This is a genomic window from Apolloniradiicaulis salifontis (genome assembly GCF_053756655.1).
In genome coordinates this window covers 543,234-567,479 of sequence record NZ_CM132387.1, presented here as the reverse complement: position 1 = coordinate 567,479, position 24,246 = coordinate 543,234, and the positions used below count along the sequence as shown (strand labels likewise).

26 protein-coding genes are annotated in these 24,246 nt (G+C 65.8%); 12 read left to right on the top strand and 14 right to left on the bottom strand.

What is annotated here, in order from left to right; all coding sequences use genetic code 11:
* Positions 1-108: 108 nt before the first annotated feature.
* Together ACWCOP_RS02675 and ACWCOP_RS02670 are read right to left on the bottom strand one after the other, a co-directional pair.
* Entirely contained in the window at positions 109-1,425 is a 1,317-nt protein-coding gene (locus ACWCOP_RS02675) for a Coenzyme F420 hydrogenase/dehydrogenase, beta subunit C-terminal domain (protein WP_478249687.1), read from the bottom strand.
* A 147-nt stretch (positions 1,426-1,572) separates the two neighbouring features.
* Positions 1,573-2,763, bottom strand: a complete 1,191-nt coding sequence (locus ACWCOP_RS02670; protein WP_478249686.1) for an NAD-dependent epimerase/dehydratase family protein — start codon at positions 2,761-2,763, stop codon at positions 1,573-1,575.
* Positions 2,764-2,969: 206 nt separating this feature from the next.
* Here ACWCOP_RS02670 and gap point away from each other — a divergent pair, with 206 nt between their 5' ends.
* The 3 genes from gap to ACWCOP_RS02655 all read left to right on the top strand — a co-directional run bounded on the left by gap (position 2,970) and on the right by ACWCOP_RS02655 (position 6,326).
* Positions 2,970-3,980, top strand: coding sequence for a type I glyceraldehyde-3-phosphate dehydrogenase (gene gap, locus ACWCOP_RS02665; protein WP_478249685.1), 1,011 nt, complete (start codon positions 2,970-2,972; stop codon positions 3,978-3,980).
* Between the two features lie 48 nt (positions 3,981-4,028).
* The gene (locus ACWCOP_RS02660; protein ID WP_478249684.1) at positions 4,029-5,216 is read left to right on the top strand and encodes a phosphoglycerate kinase; all 1,188 of its coding nucleotides are present in this window, start codon (positions 4,029-4,031) and stop codon (positions 5,214-5,216) included.
* An 81-nt stretch (positions 5,217-5,297) separates the two neighbouring features.
* The gene (locus ACWCOP_RS02655) at positions 5,298-6,326 is read left to right on the top strand and encodes a class I fructose-bisphosphate aldolase (RefSeq protein WP_478249683.1); all 1,029 of its coding nucleotides are present in this window, start codon (positions 5,298-5,300) and stop codon (positions 6,324-6,326) included.
* Between the two features lie 59 nt (positions 6,327-6,385).
* Here the strand turns inward: ACWCOP_RS02655 and ACWCOP_RS02650 are convergent, their stop codons facing one another.
* From ACWCOP_RS02650 to ACWCOP_RS02640, 3 genes are all read right to left on the bottom strand, one after another.
* Positions 6,386-7,228, bottom strand: a complete 843-nt coding sequence (locus tag ACWCOP_RS02650; protein ID WP_478249682.1) for an HAD family hydrolase — start codon at positions 7,226-7,228, stop codon at positions 6,386-6,388.
* 171 nt (positions 7,229-7,399) lie between these two features.
* Positions 7,400-7,966, bottom strand: coding sequence for an HNH endonuclease (locus ACWCOP_RS02645; RefSeq protein WP_478249681.1), 567 nt, complete (start codon positions 7,964-7,966; stop codon positions 7,400-7,402).
* A 227-nt stretch (positions 7,967-8,193) separates the two neighbouring features.
* Positions 8,194-8,853, bottom strand: coding sequence for an alpha/beta hydrolase (locus ACWCOP_RS02640; protein ID WP_478249680.1), 660 nt, complete (start codon positions 8,851-8,853; stop codon positions 8,194-8,196).
* Between the two features lie 105 nt (positions 8,854-8,958).
* Here ACWCOP_RS02640 and gluQRS point away from each other — a divergent pair, with 105 nt between their 5' ends.
* Positions 8,959-9,831 (top strand): tRNA glutamyl-Q(34) synthetase GluQRS, encoded by an 873-nt coding sequence (gluQRS, locus tag ACWCOP_RS02635; protein ID WP_478249679.1) that lies wholly within the window; start codon positions 8,959-8,961, stop codon positions 9,829-9,831.
* 239 nt (positions 9,832-10,070) lie between these two features.
* Here gluQRS and aguB read toward each other — a convergent pair whose 3' ends face one another.
* The 4 genes from aguB to ACWCOP_RS02615 form a co-directional block, all read right to left on the bottom strand.
* Entirely contained in the window at positions 10,071-10,913 is an 843-nt protein-coding gene (aguB, locus tag ACWCOP_RS02630) for an N-carbamoylputrescine amidase (RefSeq protein WP_478249678.1), read from the bottom strand.
* A gap of 15 nt (positions 10,914-10,928) precedes the next feature.
* Positions 10,929-12,257 carry a serine hydrolase domain-containing protein gene (locus tag ACWCOP_RS02625; RefSeq protein WP_478249677.1) on the bottom strand — a complete coding sequence of 443 codons (1,329 nt, stop codon included), beginning with the start codon at positions 12,255-12,257 and terminating at the stop codon, positions 10,929-10,931.
* A 41-nt stretch (positions 12,258-12,298) separates the two neighbouring features.
* Entirely contained in the window at positions 12,299-13,327 is a 1,029-nt protein-coding gene (locus ACWCOP_RS02620; RefSeq protein ID WP_478249676.1) for an agmatine deiminase family protein, read from the bottom strand.
* A 140-nt stretch (positions 13,328-13,467) separates the two neighbouring features.
* Positions 13,468-13,737: a BolA family protein gene (locus ACWCOP_RS02615; RefSeq protein WP_478249675.1), complete on the bottom strand. Its 270-nt coding sequence runs from the start codon at positions 13,735-13,737 to the stop codon at positions 13,468-13,470.
* 53 nt (positions 13,738-13,790) lie between these two features.
* Here ACWCOP_RS02615 and ACWCOP_RS02610 point away from each other — a divergent pair, with 53 nt between their 5' ends.
* Both ACWCOP_RS02610 and cobS read left to right on the top strand, forming a co-directional pair.
* The gene (locus ACWCOP_RS02610) at positions 13,791-14,423 is read left to right on the top strand and encodes a J domain-containing protein (protein ID WP_478249674.1); all 633 of its coding nucleotides are present in this window, start codon (positions 13,791-13,793) and stop codon (positions 14,421-14,423) included.
* Between the two features lie 135 nt (positions 14,424-14,558).
* Positions 14,559-15,548 (top strand): cobaltochelatase subunit CobS, encoded by a 990-nt coding sequence (gene cobS / locus ACWCOP_RS02605; protein WP_478249673.1) that lies wholly within the window; start codon positions 14,559-14,561, stop codon positions 15,546-15,548.
* Between the two features lie 16 nt (positions 15,549-15,564).
* On the opposite strand, the gene ACWCOP_RS02600 is transcribed toward cobS, so the two are convergent.
* Both ACWCOP_RS02600 and ACWCOP_RS02595 read right to left on the bottom strand, forming a co-directional pair.
* Positions 15,565-15,900 (bottom strand): type II toxin-antitoxin system VapC family toxin, encoded by a 336-nt coding sequence (locus tag ACWCOP_RS02600; protein ID WP_478249672.1) that lies wholly within the window; start codon positions 15,898-15,900, stop codon positions 15,565-15,567.
* Positions 15,901-15,953: 53 nt separating this feature from the next.
* Positions 15,954-16,241, bottom strand: a complete 288-nt coding sequence (locus tag ACWCOP_RS02595) for a type II toxin-antitoxin system Phd/YefM family antitoxin (protein ID WP_478249671.1) — start codon at positions 16,239-16,241, stop codon at positions 15,954-15,956.
* 102 nt (positions 16,242-16,343) lie between these two features.
* Between ACWCOP_RS02595 and cobT the strand changes: the two genes are divergently transcribed.
* The gene (gene cobT / locus ACWCOP_RS02590) at positions 16,344-18,263 is read left to right on the top strand and encodes a cobaltochelatase subunit CobT (protein ID WP_478249670.1); all 1,920 of its coding nucleotides are present in this window, start codon (positions 16,344-16,346) and stop codon (positions 18,261-18,263) included.
* A gap of 13 nt (positions 18,264-18,276) precedes the next feature.
* Here the strand turns inward: cobT and ACWCOP_RS02585 are convergent, their stop codons facing one another.
* Positions 18,277-19,152: a LysR family transcriptional regulator gene (locus ACWCOP_RS02585; protein WP_478249669.1), complete on the bottom strand. Its 876-nt coding sequence runs from the start codon at positions 19,150-19,152 to the stop codon at positions 18,277-18,279.
* Between the two features lie 114 nt (positions 19,153-19,266).
* Between ACWCOP_RS02585 and ACWCOP_RS02580 the strand changes: the two genes are divergently transcribed.
* From ACWCOP_RS02580 to ACWCOP_RS02560, 5 genes are all read left to right on the top strand, one after another.
* Complete coding sequence (locus ACWCOP_RS02580) at positions 19,267-20,274, top strand: sodium-dependent bicarbonate transport family permease (protein WP_478249668.1); 1,008 nt, start codon at positions 19,267-19,269, stop codon at positions 20,272-20,274.
* 122 nt (positions 20,275-20,396) lie between these two features.
* On the top strand, positions 20,397-20,717 hold the full coding sequence (locus tag ACWCOP_RS02575; protein ID WP_478249667.1) for a P-II family nitrogen regulator: 321 nt from the start codon (positions 20,397-20,399) through the stop codon (positions 20,715-20,717).
* Positions 20,718-20,744: 27 nt separating this feature from the next.
* Complete coding sequence (locus tag ACWCOP_RS02570) at positions 20,745-21,767, top strand: esterase-like activity of phytase family protein (protein WP_478249665.1); 1,023 nt, start codon at positions 20,745-20,747, stop codon at positions 21,765-21,767.
* A 119-nt stretch (positions 21,768-21,886) separates the two neighbouring features.
* Positions 21,887-22,537 (top strand): MarC family protein, encoded by a 651-nt coding sequence (locus tag ACWCOP_RS02565; protein ID WP_478249664.1) that lies wholly within the window; start codon positions 21,887-21,889, stop codon positions 22,535-22,537.
* A gap of 61 nt (positions 22,538-22,598) precedes the next feature.
* Positions 22,599-22,796 carry a CsbD family protein gene (locus ACWCOP_RS02560; RefSeq protein ID WP_478249663.1) on the top strand — a complete coding sequence of 66 codons (198 nt, stop codon included), beginning with the start codon at positions 22,599-22,601 and terminating at the stop codon, positions 22,794-22,796.
* 33 nt (positions 22,797-22,829) lie between these two features.
* Here ACWCOP_RS02560 and ACWCOP_RS02555 read toward each other — a convergent pair whose 3' ends face one another.
* Positions 22,830-23,768 (bottom strand): sterol desaturase family protein, encoded by a 939-nt coding sequence (locus ACWCOP_RS02555; protein ID WP_478249662.1) that lies wholly within the window; start codon positions 23,766-23,768, stop codon positions 22,830-22,832.
* Positions 23,761-24,231 carry a hypothetical protein gene (locus ACWCOP_RS02550; RefSeq protein WP_478249661.1) on the bottom strand — a complete coding sequence of 157 codons (471 nt, stop codon included), beginning with the start codon at positions 24,229-24,231 and terminating at the stop codon, positions 23,761-23,763. The genes ACWCOP_RS02555 and ACWCOP_RS02550 overlap by 8 nt, the downstream gene beginning before the upstream one ends.
* Between the last annotated feature and the right edge of the window lie 15 nt (positions 24,232-24,246).

Here is a 24,246-nt window from a genome sequence, read left to right as displayed (position 1 = left end):
CTAACAAATTGGACAGTTGCACAAATTTTTTTGTTTGACACTTTCTTCGAGGACTTCTCCTGCATAGACCCGTCACCAAAGCCTGACACACCAGGCAGGCAAGGCCTGTCAGGGGGTTTCAACCCCGGTCCGGTCGGTGGTCTCGCGATCCCCTGCACCTGTGTCGGAGTCGCCGGTCTCACCCGATTGAGGCGCCAGCCCGTAAGGCGCGACCAGCTTCCAGACATGATCTGGAATCATGGATTTCATCCGGCGCGGCTCCTGGCGGCGCAGGTGAAGCACGGTTTCCGACGCCTTCATCTCCACCCGTGCGCGGGCGAACTCCAGGCCGCGCGGCCCGATCTTCGGCATCAGCCAGGCCACCAGCGGACGCACCCAGCCCGGCATGCCGCGCAGCGGCAGTCCGCCCGCGGCGCGCTCGGTATTGGTGATGAAACCGGTCACCGCGGTCTTGCGCTTGCCCTTGTCGCCGGGGGCGGACAGATGGACCTCGTCCTCGATGAGGGAGATCAGCTCCTCGCCGGTTTCGTTGCGCACCAGCAGCCATTGCTCCCCCTCGCCGGCCATATAGCCCACGGTGATGTCGGCCAGGACATTGGTGTAATCCACGCAGGTGCGGCAGGTGAGCGGGAAGAAGTCCGGCGGCAGCTTGGAGATGGGAAGCTTGAGAAACGGGATCGTCTTCGTGGCGCCGCTCTCAAAGCGAAGTTCCACATGATAGTCGGCGCGAAATTCCAGATAGGTGATCGTCTCGGGCCGATCGGAGAGCAGGGCGAGAAACTCGTGGAAGCGCTCGGTGGTGGTGTTGTCCGAGCACGGCGTGCCGATGACGTAGAGCTTGTCGAGCCCGAGCTCGTCCTCCAGCGCCCGCAGCGCATAGACCTGACAGGGAATGCCGATGACCGCGACGCGCTTGTATCCGCGCTCGCGCACCGGCTCCAGCAGCGCCAGGAGCGGCGCATAGCCCATGCGCATGCCGCGCACGAATTTCATGCCCTCCGCGCGCGTCACCAGAACCGGCACCGGCTTCCAGCGGTCTTCGGGATCAGGCGCCACGGTGAGCACCACGTCCACCGCGCCGCGCTCCAGCAGCACTTCGGCCAGGCGCGTGGCGATTCCGGTCCACTGGGCGCCCTCGCGCGGCGCAGAGAGTGCGGCTTTGACCATGCGCCGGAACGGACCGAAATGAAGCTCGTCCGTTCGATTCGGATCACGCGTGCGCCCGTGCACCTTCTCTTCCAGCCGCTCGTAATCCGGCTTGATGAACTGGCAGGCCCGGCCGCAGGCCTTGGGATCCTCCATCCGTGACACGCCGCAATCAGTGCACAGATGGCGCGCCACCGCCTCGCGCACCGGCGGCGCGTCCACGGCGTCGCCACCGCAAGCGATTCTGTTTTCGCCAGTCTGAGTTGGGCTGTCAGTCATGGTCGGCCTCCCCGGAAATCGGGGGCGAGCCTCGCGTAAACATACCGCCCCGTCCAGCCTTCCAGCGCGGCGGGATCACGCCCGACCCGGCAAGAAAAAAGCCGGACCCGAAGGGCCCGGCTTTTCAAAGCGGCGGCGGCGCAGATCTTACGCGCTTTCCTTGTCCGCGGCGGCGCGGTCCTTGTTCCAGTAGGACACCGATTTCACCTTCGAGCGGTCGCACCGATCGGCGTATTTCTTGGCGATCTCGGTGACTTCCTCCATCAGGCCTTCGGCCAGCGTGATGGGTTTGAGGCCCATGGAGAGGAAGGTGTCGTTCTCCACGTGGAGGTCGTTCTCGTCGGCCTCGTTGCGCGGATTGGGCAGGAAGGCGGTCTCCACCCCGGTCATGTCCGCGATCATCTTGGCCAGTTCGCGGACCCGGTGGGTCTCGGTCATCTGGTTCATGATGCGCACGCGCTCCCCGGTCTGGGGCGGATTCTCCACCGCCAGCTGGATGCAGCGCACCGTGTCCTGGATGTGGATGAAGGCGCGGGTCTGACCGCCCGTGCCGTGCACGGTGAGCGGGAAGTTCACGGCGCCCTGCATCAGGAAGCGGTTCAGAACGGTGCCGTAATCCCCGTCATAGTCGAACCGGTTGATCAGGCGCTCGTCCTTCTTGGTCTCTTCAGTCTGGGTGCCCCAGACGATGCCCTGGTGAAGGTCGGTGATCTTCACCTTGTCGTTCTTGTTGTAGAAGTGGAAGAACAGCTGATCCTGGGTCTTGGTCATGTGATAGATCGAGCCGGGATTGGCCGGGTAAAGGATCTCCTGATCCTTCAGGCCCTCGGACGTCTCGATCTTCACTTTCAGATAGCCTTCGGGGATCTTCATTCCCGCCGTGCCGTAGCCGTAAACGCCCATCGTGCCCAGGTGCACCAGATGGATGTCCAGCCCGGTGTCCACGATGGCGGCGAGCACGTCATTGGTGGCGTTCAGATTATTGTCCACCGTATAGCGCTTGTGACGCGCGCTTTTCATGGAATAGGGCGCGGCGCGCTGCTCGGCGAAGTGGACGATGGAATCCGGCTTTTCCAACAGGATCAGATCGACGAGTTCCTGATAGTCCTTGCCGACATTGAGATCGACGAACTTGATGTCCTTGCCCGACACTTCCTTCCAGGCGCGAAGGCGCTCGCCGATGGGACGGATCGGGGTCAGGCTCTCGACTTCAAGCTCGATATCGATCTTGCGGCGGGACAGATTGTCGACCACCACGACCTCATGGCCGCGGGCTGACAGATGAAGGGCCGACGGCCAACCGCAGAAACCGTCTCCGCCGAGCACGAGTACTTTCATCTGGGACTCCGGTGATTTATGGACGTGCTTTCACGTAATTGTGAGAGGTTCTGGCAGGCTGCGCGCGGCGATGCAAGGCCCGCGCGCCGCCGCCGTGCGCGCGTATGGACCTTTGGCGCGCGCTCGTCTAAACCCCGCGCGAGTTTCAAAGCGCGCCGTTCGCCGCCCGGCGGGCGCGGCGCACCAACGCAAATCAGGAGCGCATCATGGCCCTTCGTGTGGCGATCAACGGGTTTGGCCGGATCGGCCGTCTGGCTCTGCGTGCAGTGCTTGAGCACAAGCGCTGGGACGAAGTCGAGATCGTGGCCATCAATAACAGCGGCTCGGCCGAGGCGATCGCGCACCTGTTCGCCTATGACAGCGTCCATGGCCGCTTCGCCAGCGAAGTGAAGACCGGCGACGACTGGATCGATCCGGGCTTCGGCAAGATCATCAAGGTCAATGAACGCGACCCCGCCAAGCTGCCCTGGGCGGATATGGGGATCGACCTGGTGATGGAATGCACCGGCGCCTTTAATGACAAGGCCAAGGCGTCCGCCCATTTGGACGCCGGCGCCAAGCGCGTCCTGTGCTCGGCTCCGGCCAAGAACGCCGACAGGACCATCGTCTACGGCGTCAATCACGACCAGCTCACGGCGGCCGATCTGGTGGTCTCCAACGCCAGCTGCACCACCAACGGCCTGGCGCCGGTGGCCAAGGTGCTCAACGACGCGGTCGGCATCGAGCGCGGCCACATGACCACGATCCACTCCTATACCGGCGACCAGCCGACGCTGGACCGCAATCACAAGGATCTTCACCGGGCGCGCGCCGCGGCGCTGTCCATGGTGCCCACCACCACCGGCGCGGCCAAGGCGGTGGGCGAGGTTCTGCCCGAGCTTAAAGGCAAGCTCGACGGCGCCGCCGTGCGCGTGCCCACGCCCAACGTTTCGGTGATCGACCTTGTGTTCACCCCGGGCAAGGCCACCAGCATCGAAGAGATCAACGCCGCCGTCCGCGCCGCCGCCGACGGTCCCATGAAGGGCATCCTCGGCTATGACACCGCGCCGCTGGTGAGCGTGGATTACAACCACGACCCGCGCTCCTCCATCGTCGCGCTGGACAAGACCAATGTCATCGATGAGCGCCTGGTGCGGGTGATGACGTGGTATGATAATGAATGGGGCTTCGCCTGCCGCATGGTGGACACCGCCAAGGCGATGGGCCGCTTCCTTTAGCGACGCGGCCCGCCCGCGCGGCCCAGGCCAGATTTCAAGGAAAACCTCATGATCCGACGCCTTCAGGACGCTGACATCGCCGGCAAGCGCGTACTGGTGCGGGTGGACTTCAACGTCCCCATGGCGAACGGCCAGATCACCGACGACACGCGGCTCAAAGCCGCCCTGCCCACGATCGCACTGTTGCGCCGCGAGGGCGCGAAGGTGATCCTGGCGGCGCATTTCGGCCGGCCCCGTGGGCGGCGCGACATGACCCTGAGCCTGGCGCCGGTGGCGACACCGCTGTCCGAGCTGATCGATCACGAGGTGAAGTTCGTCTCCGACTGCGTCGGGCCCGACGCCGAGGCGGCCAGCGCCAGCCTGGGCGAGGGCGATGTTCTGCTGCTGGAGAACACCCGCTTCCACGGCGGCGAGGAAGCCAACGATCCCGGCTTCTCGGCCGAGATGGCCAAACTCGCCGATGTCTATGTGAACGACGCCTTCTCCGCCGCGCACCGCGCCCATGCCTCCACCGAAGGGGTGGCGCGAATCCTGCCGGCCTATGCCGGGCTGTCGCTCCAGCGTGAGCTGGACTATGTCACCGCGGCGCTGGAAAACCCCACCCGCCCGCTTCTGGCGGTGGTGGGCGGGGCGAAGGTCTCCACCAAGCTCGATCTTTTGAAGAATCTGGTGGCCAAGGTCGACCGGCTCTTCGTAGGCGGGGCCATGGCCAACACCTTCCTGGCCGCCAAGGGCCATGACATGGGCGCCAGCCTTTATGAGCGTGACCTTCTGGGCACCGCGCGCGAGATCCTCGAGGCCGCCAACGCCGCCGGCTCGGCGATCCTTCTGCCGGTGGACGGGGTGGTGACCACCGAGTTCAAGGCCCACGCAGACCGCCGCGTGGCCGATGTGGACGCCCTCAAGGCGAACGAGATGATGCTCGATTGCGGGCCGGAGACGGTGGACGCCCTGGCCGACGCCATCGAGGGTGCGCGCACGCTGGTCTGGAACGGTCCGCTGGGCGCGTTTGAAACCCCGCCCTTTGACACCGCAACGGTGGAGGCCGCCCGTTTCGCCGCCCGGCGCTGCGTCAATCACGGGCTTGTGGCCGTTGCCGGCGGCGGCGATACGGTGGCCGCGCTCAACCAGGCCGGGGTCGCCGACGATTTCACCTTCGTCTCCACCGCCGGCGGGGCGTTTCTGGAATGGCTGGAGGGTAAATCCCTGCCCGGCATCGACGCGCTGAAAGACTGAACCGCTTGACCCGCGCAGCGCGCGGGGCGAGTAACGCGCCCGCGGGCGCCCGCACCACACCACTCTTCTTGGGGGAAGCACATGGATCTCGATCAGCTTAACGACGTCGCCCTGCGCATGGTCGCTCCGGGCAAGGGCATTCTGGCCGCCGATGAAAGCACCGGCACGATCAAGAGGCGCTTTGACACGATCGGGCTTGAGAACACCGAGGACAATCGCCGCAGCTGGCGCGAGATGCTGTTCCGCACCGAGCCGGCCATGCGCGCGCACGTCTCCGGCGTCATCCTGTTTGATGAAACCATTCGCCAGAACGCCGCCGACGGCACGCCGCTGGTGAAGCTGATCGAAGACGCCGGCTCCATCCCCGGCATCAAGGTGGACGCGGGCGCGAAAGACCTGGCCGGTTCGCCCGGCGAGACCGTGACCGAGGGCCTCGATGGTCTGCGCGACCGGCTGAACGCCTATTACAAGCTCGGCGCTCGGTTCGCCAAATGGCGCGGCGTGATCGATATCGGCCGAAACGGCGATGAGAGCATCCCGTCCCAGTATTGCGTGAACACCAATGTGCACGCCCTGGCCCGCTACGCGGCCCTGTGCCAGGAAGCCAATATCGTTCCCATCGTGGAGCCCGAAGTCCTCATGGACGGCGACCACTCCATCGAGCGCTGCTACGAGGTGACCGAATACACGCTGCGCCGCCTCTATGAGGAGCTGTTTGCGCAAGGCGTGATTCTCGAAGGCACGGTGCTGAAGCCGAACATGGTCGTCGCCGGCGCCAAATCAAAAGACCAGCCGAGCCGCGACGAGGTCGCCGAAATGACCGTGCAATGCCTGATGAACACGGTCCCCGCCGCCGTTCCCGGCATCGCCTTCCTGTCCGGCGGCCAGTCGGATGTGGACGCCACCGCGCACCTGAACATCATGAATGAGGGCTTTGATCTGCCCTGGCCCCTGACCTTCTCCTATGGCCGCGCCCTGCAGGCCGCGCCGATGGCCGCCTGGAACGGCTCGAACACCGAAGCCGGCCAGAAAGCCTTCAACCACCGCGCAAAGATGAACGGCCTCGCCTCGCTGGGCGAGTGGGACGAAACCATGGAGAGCGAGGGCTAAACCTCTGTAAAAGCTTCGCTAGAATGCAAGACCCCGGCTCGAACGAGCCGGGGTTTTTCTTATCCCCGCTCCAGCGCCTTGAGCCGTTCCACGGCCGCCATCTTGTCGATGGCGGCGCGCACATAGGTGTCGAGGGCTGAGCCTTCGGTGTAGTCGGCCGGGCAGGCAAGATGGACCCGGTCCTGAGCGGTTAGGCTTGCGGCCGTCGCCGCGCCCTTTTGGTCGTCCGGCGCGTGCACCGCAATAGAGAGCCCGCCATTGGCCTTGACCGTGCGCATGCACGGAACGTCGGTTTCGCCATCGCCGATGAAGATCATGTTGCGGAACGGCACTGGCCGGTCGTCTTCGGGGACGAACGCATTCACCGCCCGATCATCGGACAGGTCCAGCGCCCATTTGTTGATGCGGAACAGGAACTGCGTCTTGGTCGTGTAATTCACCGCCAGCGCTGGCCAAACCGGCACGTCATTGGCGTTGTATTTGAACTCGCAGGCGAACACGTCCTCGAACCTGTCACCAATGCTCGTTCCCAGAACCATTTCGCGAAGTCCGGACGAAATCACGAAATGGCGCACGTCAAAGCCGCGCTCGGCGCCCCAGGCGTTGACCCGGTCAAACCAGTCTTCGACACCCTTGAACAGGCTGACCGTCTGGCCGTGGGCGCGGATATGGCGACGCTGAAACGGCTTCTCCGCCCGTTCCGCCGCGAGCACCATGTGGTGCATGTAAATCAGGGTGCGGTCCGCCCCCAGCTTTGCAGCCTCGTCATTGGACCGCTTCCAGAACGTCGCTGGATCCTCTCCGATCTCCGGAATGAAGGAGTGCTCCTGCATGGAGCCGGGCGACAACGTGCCGTCGAAATCATAGGCGATGGCGAGGATGGGCGTGCGCATTTGAGTCATGTCAGAAGCCATACCTGAATTCCCGGACGAGCCGAAGGCGAAGATCCGGGACCTGGTGCAGAATAAAGCGCGTGACCCTGATCAAGGTCCCGGATCGACAACAGGATCTCCGCCCGGGCCGTGGCCGGGTTTGTCCGGGAATTCACGCTGTTGACAGCCGCAAGCGCTCCCTTACGCCTCCAGCGTGACATCCCAGTAGAGATAATCCAGCCAGCTTTCGTGCAGGTATTTCGGCGGGAATCGGCGGCCCTGGGATTGCAGCTGGTGCATGCCGGGCCGGTCGGCCTCGCGCAACAGCGGCATCTTGGCTTCGCGCGGCGTGCGGCCGCCCTTTTTCAGATTACAGGGCGCGCAGGCGGCGACGATATTGTCCCAGGTGGTGCGCCCGCCTTTCGAGCGCGGGATCACATGATCGAAGGTGAGCTGATCGAGCTTGTTGGTGCCGCAATACTGGCAGCGGAAGCCGTCGCGCAGGAACACGTTGAAGCGTGTGAACGCCGGCGGCCGGTCCTGGTTGATGTAATCGCGCAGGGCCACAACGCTGGGCGCGGCCATCTCGAAGCTGGGGCTTCGGATCGGGGTGGCGTATTCGGAGACGATGTCCACGCGCTCCAGAAACACCGCCTTCACCGCTTCCTGCCAGGGCCAGGTGGAGAGCGGATAATAGGACAAAGGCTGATAGTCTGCGTTCAGCACCAGGCAACGAAGATCCTGAGGCGGCGCTCTAAACGCACGCATGGCGGCCTCCCCCGGCTATAGCCGCGCCGGGGAGCTGGCGGCGAGGGGTGAAACCCCGATATGTCATGGCCGTCCTGAAGACGCGCCTCCCTCAAAGTCCAGGCTGCTGAATTCGCGAAACGAATCATCAGCAGCGGTTTCGAGACGGTGCGACTTTAACCGAACTCGCGTGACGGTGACATGACACCGCGCACACCGCTCTTTGACAATGTGGGTCTGGACCTCGTCTAGACCAGCTTTCCGGCCAGTGCATTGGCGATGAAGCGCTGCCCGAGCTCCAGCCCGTCCGGACCGATGGAATGGGGAATGCCTTGAGAGATATGAAACTCCGCTCCGTGCCCGGCGGCGCATAGCCCCTGGGCGGCCATGAGCGTCATGCCCAGCGGCAGCACCTCGTCCTGATCGCCATGGATCAGCATGACCGGCGGCTTGCAGGTCATTTCGGTCTTCAGCCGTTCCGGCCCGGCCAGCGCGCCGGAAAACCCCAGAATGCCCGCCGGGGCGGCTTCGCGTCGCAGCCCGGTGTGCAGCGCCATCATCGTGCCTTGAGAGAAGCCCACCAGCACCACGTCCTGCGGTCCCAGCCCCCAGCGCTTGAGCTCGGACTTTACAAATTGCTCCGCGCTGGCGTGGGCCGAGCGCACGCCCTGCTCCATCAGATCGGGGTCCAGGCGCGAGATGGGAAACCACTGAAACCCGCCGGGAAAGCCCGGCACTTGCTCCGGCGCATCCGGAGAGGCCCAGGCGACATCTGGAAAGTGGGGCGCCCAGGCCTGCGCCAGCCCGATCAGGTCCTTGCCGTTGGAGCCATAGCCGTGAAACAGCACCACCAGCTTTTTCGCCGTGCCTGATTTGGGCGCGATGCGCGGCCCGTCGATGAGGATCATGTGCGCCTCTCCCATTGGCTTGTTGCGGCGCGATCATAACCGGCGCGGCGCGCGGGAAAAGGCGCAGCGGTGACCGGCGCGCAGGCGCCTGCTAATCCTTCATCCATGAACGCCTTCATTACCCGCTTCGCGCCCTCGCCCACCGGCTTATTGCATCTGGGCCACGCCTTCTCCGCGCTCACCGCTTACGGCGCCGCGCACGCGGCCGGCGGCGTGTTCCTTTTGCGCATCGAGGATATCGACACCGCGCGCTGCAAAGCCGAGTTTGAACAGGCGATTTATGACGATCTCGCCTTTCTGGGCCTCGACTGGCCGAAACCTGTGCGCCGCCAGAGCGCGCACTTCCCCGATTACGCGCGCGCTCTGGAAGGGCTTGCAAGGCGCGGCCTCGTCTATCGCTGCTTCAAGACCCGCAAGGAGATCGCCGAGGATATCGAGCGCGCGCCCCACCATCCCGGCGAAGGCCCCGAAGGCGTGATCTATCAAGGCCCCGACGCGCGCTTGAGCGAAGCCGAGGAGGCCGCGCTGATCTCAGGGGGCAAGCCCTACGCCTGGCGCCTCTCCATCGTCGCCTGCCGCGACGCGCTGGGCTCAGCCTTCGACGGGCTGCATTTCATCGAGGAGGGCGAAGGCCCGGACGGTGAGCACGGTCGGGTGCAGGCGCGGCCGGAAACCCTCGGCGACGTCATTCTGGGGCGCAAGGATGTGGGCGCCAGCTATCACCTGGCCGCCGTCCACGACGACGCCCTGCAAGGGATCACCCACGTGATCCGCGGCCAGGACCTGTTCTTCGCCACCCATCTGCACGCCCTGCTCCAGCGCCTGCTGGACCTGCCCCGCCCGGTCTACCGCCATCACCGCCTCCTGCTCGACGAACACGGCAAGCGCTTCGCCAAGCGGGATCAGTCGGTGACGATAAGGTCGATGCGTGAGGCGGGGATGAGTGCGGAAGAGATAAGGGCGAAGGCGGGGGTTTAGATTTTCCGTCTGCTGATGCGCAAATTGCGCCCGCCGCATCTCCCTCGCCCGGTTCCCGGTTCGATCCCCGGCTTCAAGCCGGGGGCGAGACCGGGATCCATTGGCGGATCAGGTTTGAGCGCTGTCGCGGGGGCGCCGCTCGCTTCGCGTTTCATCGATCAAGCGCGGTGGACCCCGGTCTTCCCCCCGGCTCGGGGCCGGGGATGAAACCGGGGACCGGGTTTGACCGGTTTCGGACACTACGAAAAATACGGCCCGTACAAATCCGTCCGCCGATCCCGGAAGAACCCCCACGCCGCCCGGTGGCGGTCCAGGAACGCCCGGTCGAACTCCGCCGTCAGGACACCGGTGTCGTTGCGGCCCAGCTCGCTCACCACTTCGCCGGCGTGGTCGCAGATGAAGCTGGTGCCGTAGAAGACCTGGCCGTCTTCGTCGCCGGTGCGGTTGGCCGCGCCGATGGGCATGACGTTGGAGACGGCGTGGCCCTGCATGGCCCGGCGCCAGCGCGCGGCGGTGTCCAGGCCGTCATCATGGGGTTCTGACCCGATGGCGGTGGGATAGAGCAGCACTTCGGCGCCCAGAAGCGCCATGGCGCGCGCGGTTTCGGGGAACCACTGGTCCCAGCAGATGCCCACACCGATTTTACCGTGCCTGGTGTCCCAGACCTTGAAGCCGGTGTCGCCGGGGCGAAAGTAATACTTCTCCATATAGCCCGGCCCGTCGGGGATATGAGCCTTGCGGTAGACGCCCAGCGGCTTGCCGCCGTCCAGCATCACGATGGAATTATAGTAGCGCGGCCCCTCGCGCTCATAGATCGAGACCGGGATCGCCACGTCCAGCTCTTCGGACAAAGGCGCCAGCGCCGTGACGCAGGGGTGTTCGAGCGCAGGGAAGGCTTCGGCGAACCAGTCTTCCTTTTGCGTCTTGCAGAAATACAGGTTCTGAAACAGCTCGGGCGGCAGGATCACCTTGGCGCCCTTGCCGGCGGCCTCGCGGACGAGCTCTTTGACCGTCTGGAGGTTTTCGGCGCGGTCGCGCGTGAACGCCGCCTGCAGGACGGCGATGGACAGCTTCTCGCTCATGGCCCGGTGTGTTCCCTAGTCGATCTGATCAAGCCAGTCGCCGGGTCCGTCCCCGGTGCGTAAATCCATCACGGTCGGCCAGAGCCTCCAGGGCGCGCGGCCGTCCGCATTCCAAAGGGCGACGAAGGCGAAGCCGGTCTCAGGCTCCATCACCACCTGGGCGCCATAGCCGGAGAGATAGCCCGCGTGCGCGATCAGGGTGCGGTCGCCCCACTGATACACTCGCCAGCCGAGCCCGTAATACGTCTCGTCCACGCGGGCGCGCAAGGGGCCGAGGCCGCGGGTTTCACGCGGGCTCACAGTGTAGGGGGTGAAGACCCGCTCGCGCACATCCACGGGCAGGCCGTCGATCCAGGCCAGATTGGCCTGCGCCCAGGCGATCATGTCGTTGAGCGAGACGGTGATCGAAGCCGCGCTGGGAACCTGGTCATAGCGGCTGGCGCCGCCGCCGGGCCGGTCGCTGGCCCGCGCCCAGCCGCGGTGGGGCCGCGCCCAGTCGGGATCAGCAACAAGATCGTCCTCACCCACGCCCGCGGTCGTCAGCCCGTAGGGCGCGAAGATATACTGGCGCACCGCGTCTTCGTAGGACAGGCCGGTGGCCTGCTCGATCAACAGCTCGGCGGCGGAGAACGCCACGTTCTGATAGGTGTAGCATTCGCCCGGACGGCACACGAGATCCACTGTCGAAAGGCGTGCGCGCGCCTCTGCGGCGCTCACCCCGCCCTCGATGAGATTGTCGTAGGCGTTGGGCGGCAGGCCTGAACTCTGGCTCATCAGCTCAAGCCAGGTGGGCTGGTCGGGCCCTTTAAGATCGAGGATCGAGGTGGGCACCTCGTCATCAAGATCGATCAGGCCCTGCGACTCAAGAATGGCCAGCAGGACGCCGGTGAAGCTCTTCGACACCGAGGCGGCGCGAAAGCGGGTCTGCTCGGTGACCGCCACGCCGGAGCCTGCGGCGGTTTCGCCGGCGGTGTAGACCATCGCCAGCTGACCGTTTTCAATGATCGCGGCCGCGAGCCCCACCGTCCGGTCGAAGGTGGCGGCCTGATCCAGGCGTTCGGTGAGGGCGGCCAGATAGGCCGGCGGCTCAAGGCGCATCAGCGGCGAGGCCTTGGCGACGCGCGCCGCGCTGGCGGTCATGGCGGAATCTTCCAAAGCCGAGCCCGAGACGTCTGCGGGCAGGCCTGCGCTGGTCTGTGCGTGAGTGCGTACCGTCTCGATCGCGCCCATGCGCGACAGCGATTGACCTTCAGGCGGATAGACCTGCCCCATCGCCGGACCGGCGAGCGCAAACGCTCCGCCAAGAGCGAGCAGACCTGTCGTGATGCGCTTCAGCCCGTCCATGGACGCGCCTCCTCGACGCTGGCGCCATTGGGGCCGGGGGATCATCCCGCCGGCTGGTTGCAGGTCACGCAATGGAAGGATCCACCTCCGGTCAGGATTGCGCTGGATCCTGACGCGACGACTTTGCGCCCCGGAAACGCGCGCTGCAAGCTGCGCGCCGCCAGCGCGCTCCGGTCGTTATAGGCCGGCATCACCACATGGCGCGGCCCCACCACCCAGTTCATATGGGACGCAGCCGCCGGTTCTCCAGCCTCCACCTCCACCCGGCCCGGCGAGACGATGCGCAGGACCTCCAGCCGGCGCCCGCGCGCATCGACGGCGCGGCCCAGATCACGGGCGATGCGGTTCAGGATTTTCGCGTTGGGATCATCGGGCCCCGCCGGCGCCTGACACACCACGCGGCCCGGCGCTGCAAAGCGGGCCAGATTGTCCACATGGCCGTCGGTGTGATCGCCCAGAAGCCCCTCTTCAAGCCAGATCACCTTGGTGACGCCGAACAGCGCCTCCATGCGCGCCTCGAAATCGCTCTGGCTGAGGCGCGGATTGCGGTTGGTGTTCAGGACGCACTGGCGCGTGGTGATGAGCGTGCCCTCGCCGTCAAACTCCAGCGCGCCGCCTTCACAGATGAAATCGGCGTCGAGGGTCGCCGCCCCGGCTTCGCGGGCGATGCGCGCCCCGATCGACTGATCGCCGGGCAGATCATACTTGCCGCCCCAGCCGTTGAACCTGAACCGCACCGCCGTCAGCCCGGCCTTACCCTGCGTGAAGACCGGCCCGGTGTCGCGCGCCCACACATCGCCATAGGGCTCGCGGATCACACGGGCCACATGTCCAGCGCGCCGGCGCGCATCGGCCTCGGCCTCAGACGTCGCCGCATAGATCGTAATCGGCAGCGGCTTTGCGTCACGCCCCGGCGCGGCGACAAGCTCCAGAAACCTGGCGAACTCCTCGCGGGCCGGATGGATGTCGTCCTCCCACAGCTCATGGGCGGCCGGCCAGGGCGTGTGGATCGCAGCCTGGCGCGCGGTTTCGTGCGGGACGGTGAGGTCTGTGTGATGCGATGTCGTCATGGGCGGGGAAATACCATGGGCCGCGGACCGGTTACAGCGTTCAATCCTGTGCAGTCTTATGAGGCGCCCCTCCCCGCCGGGCGCCCCTCATTGATCTGAAATCAGGGCTTTGAGATCAAGGGGCGTCGACGCCGCCGACCCTACTCTCCCGGCGCCCTGGCCTTGATCACCAGGGCGTGGACCGGTCCGGCGAGCTCGTCTTTCAGCGCGGCGTTGACCATGCGGTGGCGCTCGACGCGCGATTTTCCTGCAAAAGCATCCGCCGTGATCGCCACCGTAAAATGGCTTTCCCCGCCGTCGCGGGCGCCGGAATGACCGGCGTGAAGCGCGCTGTCGTCGCTGATCTCGAGGCTGCCCGGCGCGAAGGCCGCGGTGAGCTTTTCCTCAAGGCGCTGCTTTACGTGTTGCAATCGTTATCCTCCATTCGTTGCCGCGGAGCGCGGAGCACCCCATACTTCGCCCCATGGACGGAGATTACAAATACCGCCCACGGTTCGTGGACATACGCATCAAGAAACCGAAGGACCAGCCTTCGGCCAAGGAGCGCGTGTGCGAACATCCCAAGTGCCGCTCGAAGGCCACCGCCCGCTCGCCGAAGAGCGCCGCCAAGCGCAACGAGTTCTACTGGTTTTGCCAGAGCCACGCTGCTGAATACAACAAGCAGTGGAATTTCTTTGAAGGTATGAGCGAGGAAGCCGCTCGCGAACACATGGCTGCGGATTTCTACGGGCATCGCCCCACCTGGAGCTTTGCGGCCGGATCCACCGCCCGCAAGAAGGCCGAGCGCGCCAGCAAGGATTTCCACGAAGGCTTTGAAGATCCGTTCACGATCTTCGGCGATCGCCCCCCGCCCGGTCAGGAACGCCGCCAGCGCGAAGCCGAAGACCCGCACGCGGCCATGGGCCGGCTGCAAAAACGCGCCTATGAGACGCTGAGCCTGGAGCCCGGCGCCACCAAGGCCGAGGTGCGCAAGCGCTACGCCGAGCTGGTGCGCGCCTATCACCCGGACTCCAATGGCGGCGACCGCTCCATGGAGGAGCTGCTCACCAAAGTCGTGCACAGCTATCAGATCCTCAAGGGCGTCGGCATGGCGTGAGGACCGCCCTGGTCCCGGCTTTACAGCGCGCCGGCGGAGGCGATGGTGGCGCCGGGCGCCCTCGCGCGCTAGGTATGAGCAAATAGCGGGCCGCACTTCGCGGCCCTTTTAATGACCAGACCATTTCGAGGCGACATGACTGACGACGCGCTGACCGCCCTGACCCCTGACACCGAGGCCGATTGCCAGGCCCTGTTCGGCTTTGATCCCGGCTTCAAGGTTCCGGCCTTCTCCACGCGCGACAGCCATGCGCCCGAGATCGACGAGACCTATGTCTTCGATCCGGCCACCACGCGGGCGATCCTGGCCGGCTTCGCCTTCAATCGCCGGGTGATGATCCAGGGCTATCACGGCACGGGCAAGTCCACCCATGTGGAGCAGGTCGCCGCGCGGCTGAACTGGCCCATGATCCGGGTCAATCTGGACAGCCATGTGAGCCGCATCGACATGGTGGGCAAGGACCAGATCGTTCTCAAAGACGGCAAGCAGGTCACCGAGTTTCAGGAAGGCATCCTGCCCTGGTCGGTGCAGCGCCCGGTGGCGCTCCTGTTTGACGAATACGACGCCGGCCGGCCCGACGTGATGTTCGTCATCCAGCGCGTGCTGGAAGCCTCCGGCTCCCTGACCCTGCTGGACCAGAACCGGGTGATCAAGCCGAACCCCAATTTCCGCCTCTTCGCCACCACCAACACGGTGGGCCTGGGCGATACGACGGGCCTCTATCACGGCACCCAGCAGATCAACCAGGGCCAGATGGACCGCTGGTCCATCGTCTCCACGCTGAACTATCTGCCGGCCGAGACCGAGCGCGAGATCGTCGGCGCAAAGCTGGGCGAGTTCGGCAAATCCGACGCCGGCAAGAAATCCATTTCCGACATGGTCAATGTGGCCGACATGACGCGCGAAGCTTTCATCAACGGCGATCTGTCCACTGTGATGAGCCCGCGCACCGTGCTGACCTGGGCGGAAAACACCCAGATTTTCGGCGATGTGGGAATTTCCTTCCGCCTCACCTTCCTCAACAAGTGCGACGAGCTGGAACGCCCCGTCGTGGCGGAGATGTATCAGCGCGTGTTCGGCGAGAACCTGCCCGAAAGCCCGGTGAAACCCGGCCAGGCGGCCTAAGGGCGCCCGGCGAGCGTCACCAGATCCGCTCGCACCCATAGGCGTCGAACACTGGATCGGCGCTGACCACCGGCAGACCGCGCCGCATGGCCTGCGCCGCGATCATCCGGTCGAACGGATCGCCGTGCGCATTTGAAAGATCGCGAACCGCGTAACAATCGTCGAGCTCGACCGGTAGGATCTGGAACGGCTCGGGCAGTCCGGACGCCCTGATCTCGTCCAGCAAGGGCGCGAGCGGACCGACGCGCAGATCGCCGTGCTTGCCGCGCTTGATGTTGGCTTCCCAAATAGACGCCATTGAGACGAGGAGCCCCGTCGCGGCGCGCATGTGTGCGCGTGCACGCCGGCTCATGCGCGGGTTGGGGATCAAAAACCAGGCGGCCGCCTGCGTGTCGATAAGGACGGTCAGCGCTTCGCGTCCTCAAAGTCCGGCTCCTGAAGGAAGGTGTCCCATTCCTGCTCGGTATAGGCCGGCTCCATGAGGATGCGCTCAGCCTCCTCGGTCCACGCACCGAGATGCGCCCACGCGCCGTACGCGTCGGCCCCGGTTTTCGGGCGCGCCTCAGACCCGATCCCCGCCAGCCGTGCAATTTCGGTCTTGCCGCGCGCGATAATGATCGTCTCGCCCGCTTCCACCTCACGCAAGAGGCGCGACAGATGGGTCTTGGCTTCGTGGATGGTGACGACTTTCATATGACTTAGCTTAGTCCACTTGACTAAGTTTGTCGAGAATTCCAGCACGCTCTGCAGACTTGCGGGTTCGCAACGAGCCTCGCCGGGGCTATCTATGCATCCATGACCGATCAGAGCCCCGCCGAGCAATTCCGCCGCGCCCTCGCCACCACCACCCGCGCCCTGTCCAGGGAGCGCGAGCTGGAGGTGAAGTATGGAGGCGACAAGGCCGCCATTGCGCGCGGCGGCGTCGTGCTGCCCAACCCGCCGGAAAAGCTCACCCTTGATGAAGCCTCCAAGGCGCGCGGCCGGGCCGACGCGCTGGCGCTGCGCTTTGCGCTTCATGACAGCAAGGCGCACCAGCAGACCCTTCCGCCGGGCGACACCGCCCGCAAGATCTTCGACGCCGCCGAACAGGCGCGCTGCGAGGGGCTGGGCGCGCGGGCCATGCGCGGCGTCGCCGAGAATCTGGATGCGGCGCTGATCGACAAGTGCCGGCGCCAGGGCTGGAATCACGCCGAGGACCGCCAGGCCGCGCCGCTGGCCGAGGCGGTCTCCATGCTGGTGCGCGAGCGCATCTCCGGACGCGCGGCGCCCGATGACGCCAAGGGCCTGATGAAGGTCTGGCGCGAGGATCTGGAAGCGGCCGCCGGCGGCGCGCTGGACGCCCTCGCCGATGCGGCGGGGGACCAGAAGCAGTTCGCCCAGGCGCTGCGTCAGGTGATCCGCGATCTCGACCTCTCCGACGAGCTTGGCGAGGTGGAGGAAGACGACACCGAAGACGAGAGCGAGGACGATAGCGGCGTCGAGCAGGAGCCCCAGGCCGGCGAGGACCCCGGTGATCAGGATCCTGAGTCCGGCGATGACGATGAGCCCGCCGACGCCAAGGGCACCGCCGCCGACACTGAGGACATCCACTACGCCGAGGACAGCGGAACGCGCATCGAAGCCGACGACGAGCCGGGCGAATCCATGGAGGCCGCGCGCCCCAACTGGGTCGCGCCGCAAGGTGAGGACGCCGCCGCCTACAAGGTCTTCACCACCAAGTATGACGAGGTGATCCAGGCCAGCGATCTGTGCGACGAGGAGGAGCTGACGCGCCTGCGCCGCAATCTGGACCAACACCTCAAGGGCCTTGAAAGCGCGGTGGGCCGCCTGGCCAACCGGCTTCAGAGAAAGCTCATGGCCAAACAGCAGCGAAGCTGGGCCTTTGATCTGGAAGAAGGCGTGCTGGACCCGGCCCGCCTGCCGCGCGTGGTCCTGGACCCCATGCAGCCGCTCTCGTTCAAGCAAGAGCAGGACATGGAGTTTCGCGACACGGTGGTGACGCTGCTGCTGGACAATTCAGGCTCCATGCGCGGACGTCCGATCCTGGTGGCGGCGGCCTGCGCGGATATTCTCGCGCGCACCCTGGAGCGCTCAGGGGTGAAGACCGAGATCCTGGGCTTCACCACCAAGGCCTGGAAGGGCGGGCGCTCCAAGGAGGCCTGGCTTGAGCAGGGCAAGCCGCCGAATCCCGGCCGCCTCAATGATCTGCGCCATATCGTCTACAAGAACGCCGACGCGCCCTGGCGGCGCTCGCGGCCCAATCTGGGCCTGATGCTGCGGGACGGCCTGTTGAAGGAAAACATCGACGGCGAGGCCCTGCTCTGGGCGCACAAGCGCCTGAGCGCCCGCCCCGAGCAGCGCCGGATCCTGATGGTGATCAGCGACGGCGCGCCGGTGGATGACGGCACCCAGTCGGCCAACTCGTCTTCCTATCTGGAAAAGCACCTGCGCGAGACCATCGCCATGATCGAAGGCAAATCCGACGTGGAGCTTCTGGCCATCGGCATCGGCCACGACGTGACGCGCTATTACAAGAAGGCCGTGACCATCGTGGACGTGGAGCAGCTGGCCGGCGCCATGACCGACCAGCTCGCAGATCTGTTCGACACCAAGCCGAAAAAGCGCCGGCGGGGCCGCGGCGGCGATCAGGATCGCGGACGCGGCGGACCGGGCCTTTCGGCGCTGAAGCGGGCGACGAGCACCGCGAAACGCTAGACGCGCCGAAGCGTCAGGCCAGCTCGCGCGACAAAATCTGCCTCACCAGCGGATTGGGAAAGCGTCGCTCCAGCGTGATCGCATAGAACGTCTCGGCGATACCCGGAAGCTTGGCCGCCTCCACAAGCCGCCCGCTCGCCAGCTCGTCGCGCACCACGATGGGCGGCGCCACGGCGAGCCCGGCGTCATTGCGCGCCAGAAGGCGCAGCATCGCCATATCGTCCACCTCCGCCGCGATCTCAGGCGTCAGGCCCAGGCGCACCGCCAGCGCGTCGAAGCTGGAGCGCACGCCGCTTCTGCGCGAAGGCAGGATCAGCGGATGGGTCTTCAGAAGCGTCTCCACATCGTGTTCCTCGCCCACACGCGCCGGCGCGCCGATGAGGCTCACCGGCTGCTCGGCCAGGCGGTGCACGGTGAAGGTGCTGCCGGAATCGCGCAGCGGCGCCTGGTTGGCGAGCACCAGATCGAGATTGTGCGCGGCCAGCTCCTCCATCAATTCCGGCAGCGAGCCGGAGCGCAGATGCACCTCCACCGCGCCCTCGGCCAGGAGCGGTGTCAGTAGGTCTGTCTGGAAGTTGCGCGACAGGGTCGCAAGCGCGCCCACCCGCAGTGACCGGCGCGCCGCGCCCGCCCCGCCTTTGAGCGTCGCCTCCAGCTCCTCGCCCGTGGTGAAGATCGCGTCGGCGTAGTCCAGCGCCACCCGCCCCGCCTCGGTGAGCGCCAGCGTACGGCCGCGCCGTTCAAACAAGGCATGGCCCAGCTGGGCCTCCAGCTGGCGGATCTGGGTGGACAGAGCCGACTGGGAGAGGTTCAGCCGCTCGGCGGCCCGGGTCAGGCGGCCCTCATGGGCGACGGCGCGGAAATAACGCAAGTGCTTGTAATTCATCATGGCGCGGCCCTCATTCTATTAAATGGAATAATAGCATCCAAACAATGTAATTTATCTAATGATTTTCGCCGCTAGCGTCCGGCCGTCATCAAACGCTTGATCGCCGGAGCCCCCATGGACGTCCTGCTCGACTTCGCCGCCACGTTTTTATCCCAGCTGCAACAGCCCACCCTCGCCTTTCTCATCGGCGGCGTGGTGATCGCGGCGCTGGGCAGCAATCTGACCATTCCTGATTCGATCTACCGCTTCATCGTCTTCATGCTGCTGATCACCATCGGGCTGGAAGCCGGCATGGAGATCCGCGAGGCGGATCTGGTCAGCATGCTGTTGCCGGCCCTGTTCGCGGTTGTGCTGGGCGTCGGCGCGGTGGTGATCGGCGCCGTCGTGCTGACCCGGCTGCCCAAGCTGAAGGCCGATGACGGCTACGCCACCGCCGGCCTGTTCGGCGCGGTGTCGGCCTCCACCCTGGCCGCGGCCATGGTGGTGCTGGACGAGGAGGGCATTCCATTTGAGGCCTGGGCGCCGGCGCTCTACCCCTTCATGGACCTGCCCGCGCTTCTCGCCGCCATCATCCTGGCCGGGATCGCCCGCCAGCGCCGCGACGGCGGGGACGGGGCGAAAGCCGACATCAAGGCCATTATCATTGACAGCCTGCGCGGCTCGGCGATCTCGGCGCTGCTTCTGGGCATGGCGCTGGGCCTGTTCACCCGGCCGGGCAGCGTGGTGGAGAGCTTCTACGATCCTCTGTTCCGCGGCCTTCTGTCGATCCTCATGCTGATCCTCGGGATGGAGGCCTGGGCGCGCCTGTCAGAGCTGGCCAAGGTCGCCCACTGGTACGCCACCTATGCGGTGATCTCGCCGCTGGTGCACGGTCTGGCGGCCTTCGGGCTGGGCTATGTGGCCCACGTCCTCACCGGCTTCAGCCCGGGCGGGGTGGTGCTGCTGGCGGTGATGGCGGGATCAAGCTCGGATATTTCCGGCCCGCCCACCTTGCGCGCCGGCATTCCAGGCGCGAATCCTTCCGCCTATATCGGCGCGTCGACCAGTGTCGGCACGCCGGTGGCGGTGGCGATCGGCATCCCGCTCTTCGTCGCCCTCGCCCAGCTCGTATTCGACGTCTAGAGCCTTTTCAGCGAAAACGGGGACCGGTTTCGCGGTTCGAAAAGGCGGCAAATCAAAGACCTGGAGCGACATTGGTCGATCAGACTCGACCGAAATCGCTCCAGGAGTAGAAGGCTCAAGCCATGACCCTGTTTCATAAAGCCACCAAGATCGTCCTCGTCGTGGAGAAGCTGCTACGCGACAAGGTCATCGCCATCGTCGAGGCGGAAGGCGCCAAGGGCTACACCGTGGTGGAGGGCGCCGGCAAAGGCGCCCACGGCCTGCACGGAAGCGACCGCCCCGGCGTCGCCCAGGGCTTCACCATCGTGCGCATCGAGGTGATCGTCGCCGACCGCGCCGCCGCCGAACGCATCGCCGAGACGGTGGCCAGCCGGTACTTCAAGGAGTATTCGGGCATTGTTTACATGGACGATGTGGACGTCCTGCGCCGCGACAAGTTCTAGGCGCGCTCAAAGGGGGGAGAGCCCGCCATGCCCGCACGCCTTCGACTGGCTGTCCTGACCGGCCTCGCCGCGCTGATCACCGCAGCCTGCGGCGCGGGAGCCGGACCCCGCGACACCGTGGTGGAGGCGTCCAGTGTGGCGCTCTTCCCCGATGATCCCGGCCGCACACGCCTTGGCGGCTTGCGCTACGCCGGCGGGCTGGAGCTCACCAGCGCCCACCCGGCCTTCGGCGGCTGGTCGGCCCTGGAGCTCAGCGCGGACGGCGAACACCTGCTGGCGCTTTCTGACAGCGGCGCCTTCTTGCGGGCGCGCCTGAGCTATCAGGACGGCGCCCCGTCGGGTCTTGATCAGGTGGTGATAACCCCGCTGCTGGGCCCGGACGGCGCGGCGCTGTCGGGCACGCGCGCGGACGCTGAAGGGCTCGCCTCGCTGGGGGACGGCCGTTACGCCGTGAGCTTCGAGCGCGATCACCGCATCGCCGTTTTTGAACTGGGAGCCGACTGGAGCGGGATCGAGACCGCGGTGGAGACGCCGTTTCCCGCCCCGCCCGGCGCCGACCGGCTGCGCAATAACGCCGGGATCGAGGCGCTGGCCATTGACGGAACGAGGCTCTACGCCGGAGTGGAGGACCCCATCGTGTCGGGCCAGCCGCACACGCTCTGGGTCTATGATCTGGCCGCCCCGGCCGCCCCGCCGCGCGCCCTGTTTCTGGCGATCGAGCCGGGCTTCGGCCTCACCGCCATGACGTTCGGGCCGGATGGCGCGCTCTATCTGGTGGAGCGCTTCTGGTCACGCGACGCCGGCAACACCATCCATGTGTCCCGCCTCTCAGCCGCGCAGATGGAAGCGGCGGCGAGCGCACCGCTGCAGCCGGAACGCCTGGCCGAAATCGGCCCGGACATGACGGTGGACAATATCGAGGCCGCCGCGTTTGCTGAGGTGGACGGCGCGCCGCTTCTGCTCTTGATGTCGGATGATAATTTCAACGCCGCCCAGCGCACGCTGCTGCTGGCCTTCCAGATTGAGCCCGACACCAGCCCGGCGCCGTAGAGCGCCACCCTCGGCGCCCCCGCTTTCGCATATCCGGCGCCCCCTTGCGCAGCCTCGCCAAGGCGGCGCACCGGTGTTATGCGGGCCTGACATGCACATTTCGACCCTGGGGGCCTTCCATGGACGCCATCGACTATTCTCTGCTCACCGCCTCGCTCGTCACCTTCTTCGTGGTGATCGATCCGATCGGTGTGGCCCCCATTTTCGCCAGCCTCACAGAAGGCTCCGACAGCGCGCACAAGCGCAAGATGGCGATCAAGTCGGTGCTGATCGCGACCGTTGTGCTGTTCGGCTTCGCGTTCGGCGGCGAATGGCTGCTGGGGGCGCTCCATGTGAGCCTGGACGCGTTCCGCGCAGCGGGCGGCGTTCTTCTGTTCCTGCTGGCGCTGGACATGATCTTCGAGACCCGGTCAAAGCGCCGGGAGGAGCGCGCCGAGGCGCTGAACGAGGCCGACGAGACGACGCCCGGCACCCATGAGGACATCTCCGTCTTCCCCATGGCCATCCCCATGCTGGCGGGCCCCGGCGCCATCGCCTCCATCATGCTGTTCATGAGCGAGGCCGCAGGCAGCCCCATCGGCCAGGTCCTGGTGTTCGCCGGCATGGGCGCCAATCTTCTGGTCTGCCTGATCCTGTTTTTGACCGTGGGCACGCTGATGCGCCTCATCGGCGACACGCTGGCGGCGATGATCACCCGCATTCTCGGCGTCATCCTGGCGGCGCTGGCCGCCCAGTTCATCTTTGACGGGATTGCAGGCGCCCTGCTCTAGGCGCCGGAACAAAGCCGCCCGCGGCGGCTTATCTCCTTGCAGCTTTAACAAGGAGACGCAGATGAACGCCGATCAGATCAAAGGCAAATGGAAAGAGCTTCAGGGCGAGGCCAAGCGCCACTGGGGCAAGCTCACCGATGACGACGTGCAGACCGCCGAAGGCGATCGCGACAAGCTGGTGGGCAAGATCCAGCAGCGTTACGGCAAGTCCAAGGAAGACGCCGAACGCGAAGTGAGCGCGTGGATCGACAAGCAATAGCGTCGCTTCAGCCCCCTGGGCCTGGCCGGGGGGTTATTCGGCCGCCGCGGCGCGTTGCGGGGCTTCGGCCTCGCCCGCCTCGGCCTGGCGGTTTTCTATCCAGCGTGCTTTGAGGACCTTTGAGCTGTCGCGCGACCCGTCCGGCGACCAGCCCGGCGGGCCAAACCAGTAGCCGAGCGCTTCTCCCGGCGATCTGGCCGAGGCCACATCCTTGAAGATGCCCGCCCATTCATGCAGGCAAATCTTGATCGGATTGAACGTGGCCAGATTGCGCACGATGCCATAGCGGCACGGTTCGTCCTCGCGCTCCGGTTCAAACGAGCCGAACATGCGGTCCCAGATAATGAAGACGCCGGCGAAGTTGCGATCGAGATAGCGCGGATTGGTGGCGTGATGGACCCGGTGATGGCTGGGCGTGTTCATCACCGCCTCGATGGGCGCCCACATCTTGGGCACGGCTTCTGTGTGGATCCAGAATTGATAGATCAGGTTCAGCGCGCCCACGAAGGCCACCATGGCCGGCGGGAAGCCGGCCAGGACCAGCCACGATCCGAAAATGATGAATTTCAGCGACAGCGGGCTGAGCCAGGGCTGGCGCAGCGCTGTGGAGAGATTGTAGTGCTGGCTTGAATGGTGGATCACATGGTCCGCCCACCACCAGCGCACCGTATGGGCGAAGCGGTGGCTCCAGTAATACACGAAATCATCCAGCACGAAGGCGAGCGCGAACGCCCACCACGCCCAGCCGATATCCAGAAGCGCGAACTGTTCGATATAGGCGAACCAGGCCAGCGCGATTCCGCCCAGCAGAATGCCGGACACGGTGTTTCCAAGGCCCATGATCAGGCTGGCGGCGGTGTCGCGCGGCTCATACTGGGTCTTTCCCGTCAGACGCGCATGGATCATTTCCGCCACGATGAGCAGCACGAAGGCGGGAATCGCAAAATAGATCGGATTGGGCAGATCAGGCATGGCTCGCGGTCTCCGGTCGCGCCGTTTCCGGCGCGGTCTTGACGAAGGCCCGGGCGTGCTCGGCCCAGGCGGATGCAGCGCCGGCGTCGTCCAGGGTCAGCCAGACGCGCGGAAAGGTGTAGTCGGTGAGATCGAGCGTCAGCGTGGCGCCGTCAAGGCGCACCGCGCGCACCTCGCCCGGTCTCAGGGCGCGCACCGTGGCCCGGTCGCCCGATGTGGCCGCCACGCCCAGCCGGGCGCCGCCCTGTTCAAGCGCCAGAACCACCCGGCCTCCGCGCCCCATCACCGCCTCATGGGAGGCGGAAAAGCCCAGCACGCCCTCTTCGATTCGCCGAACGCCTTCGCCGGCATGGGCGAAGCGCGCCGGCGTCCAGCCGCCAAGAAACACGTTCAGGACAACGATCAGGCCGACCGATATCGCCGAGGCGCCGAGGATGAGGATGAGGGTGAGGATCTCGGTCATGGCTGCAGTGAACGC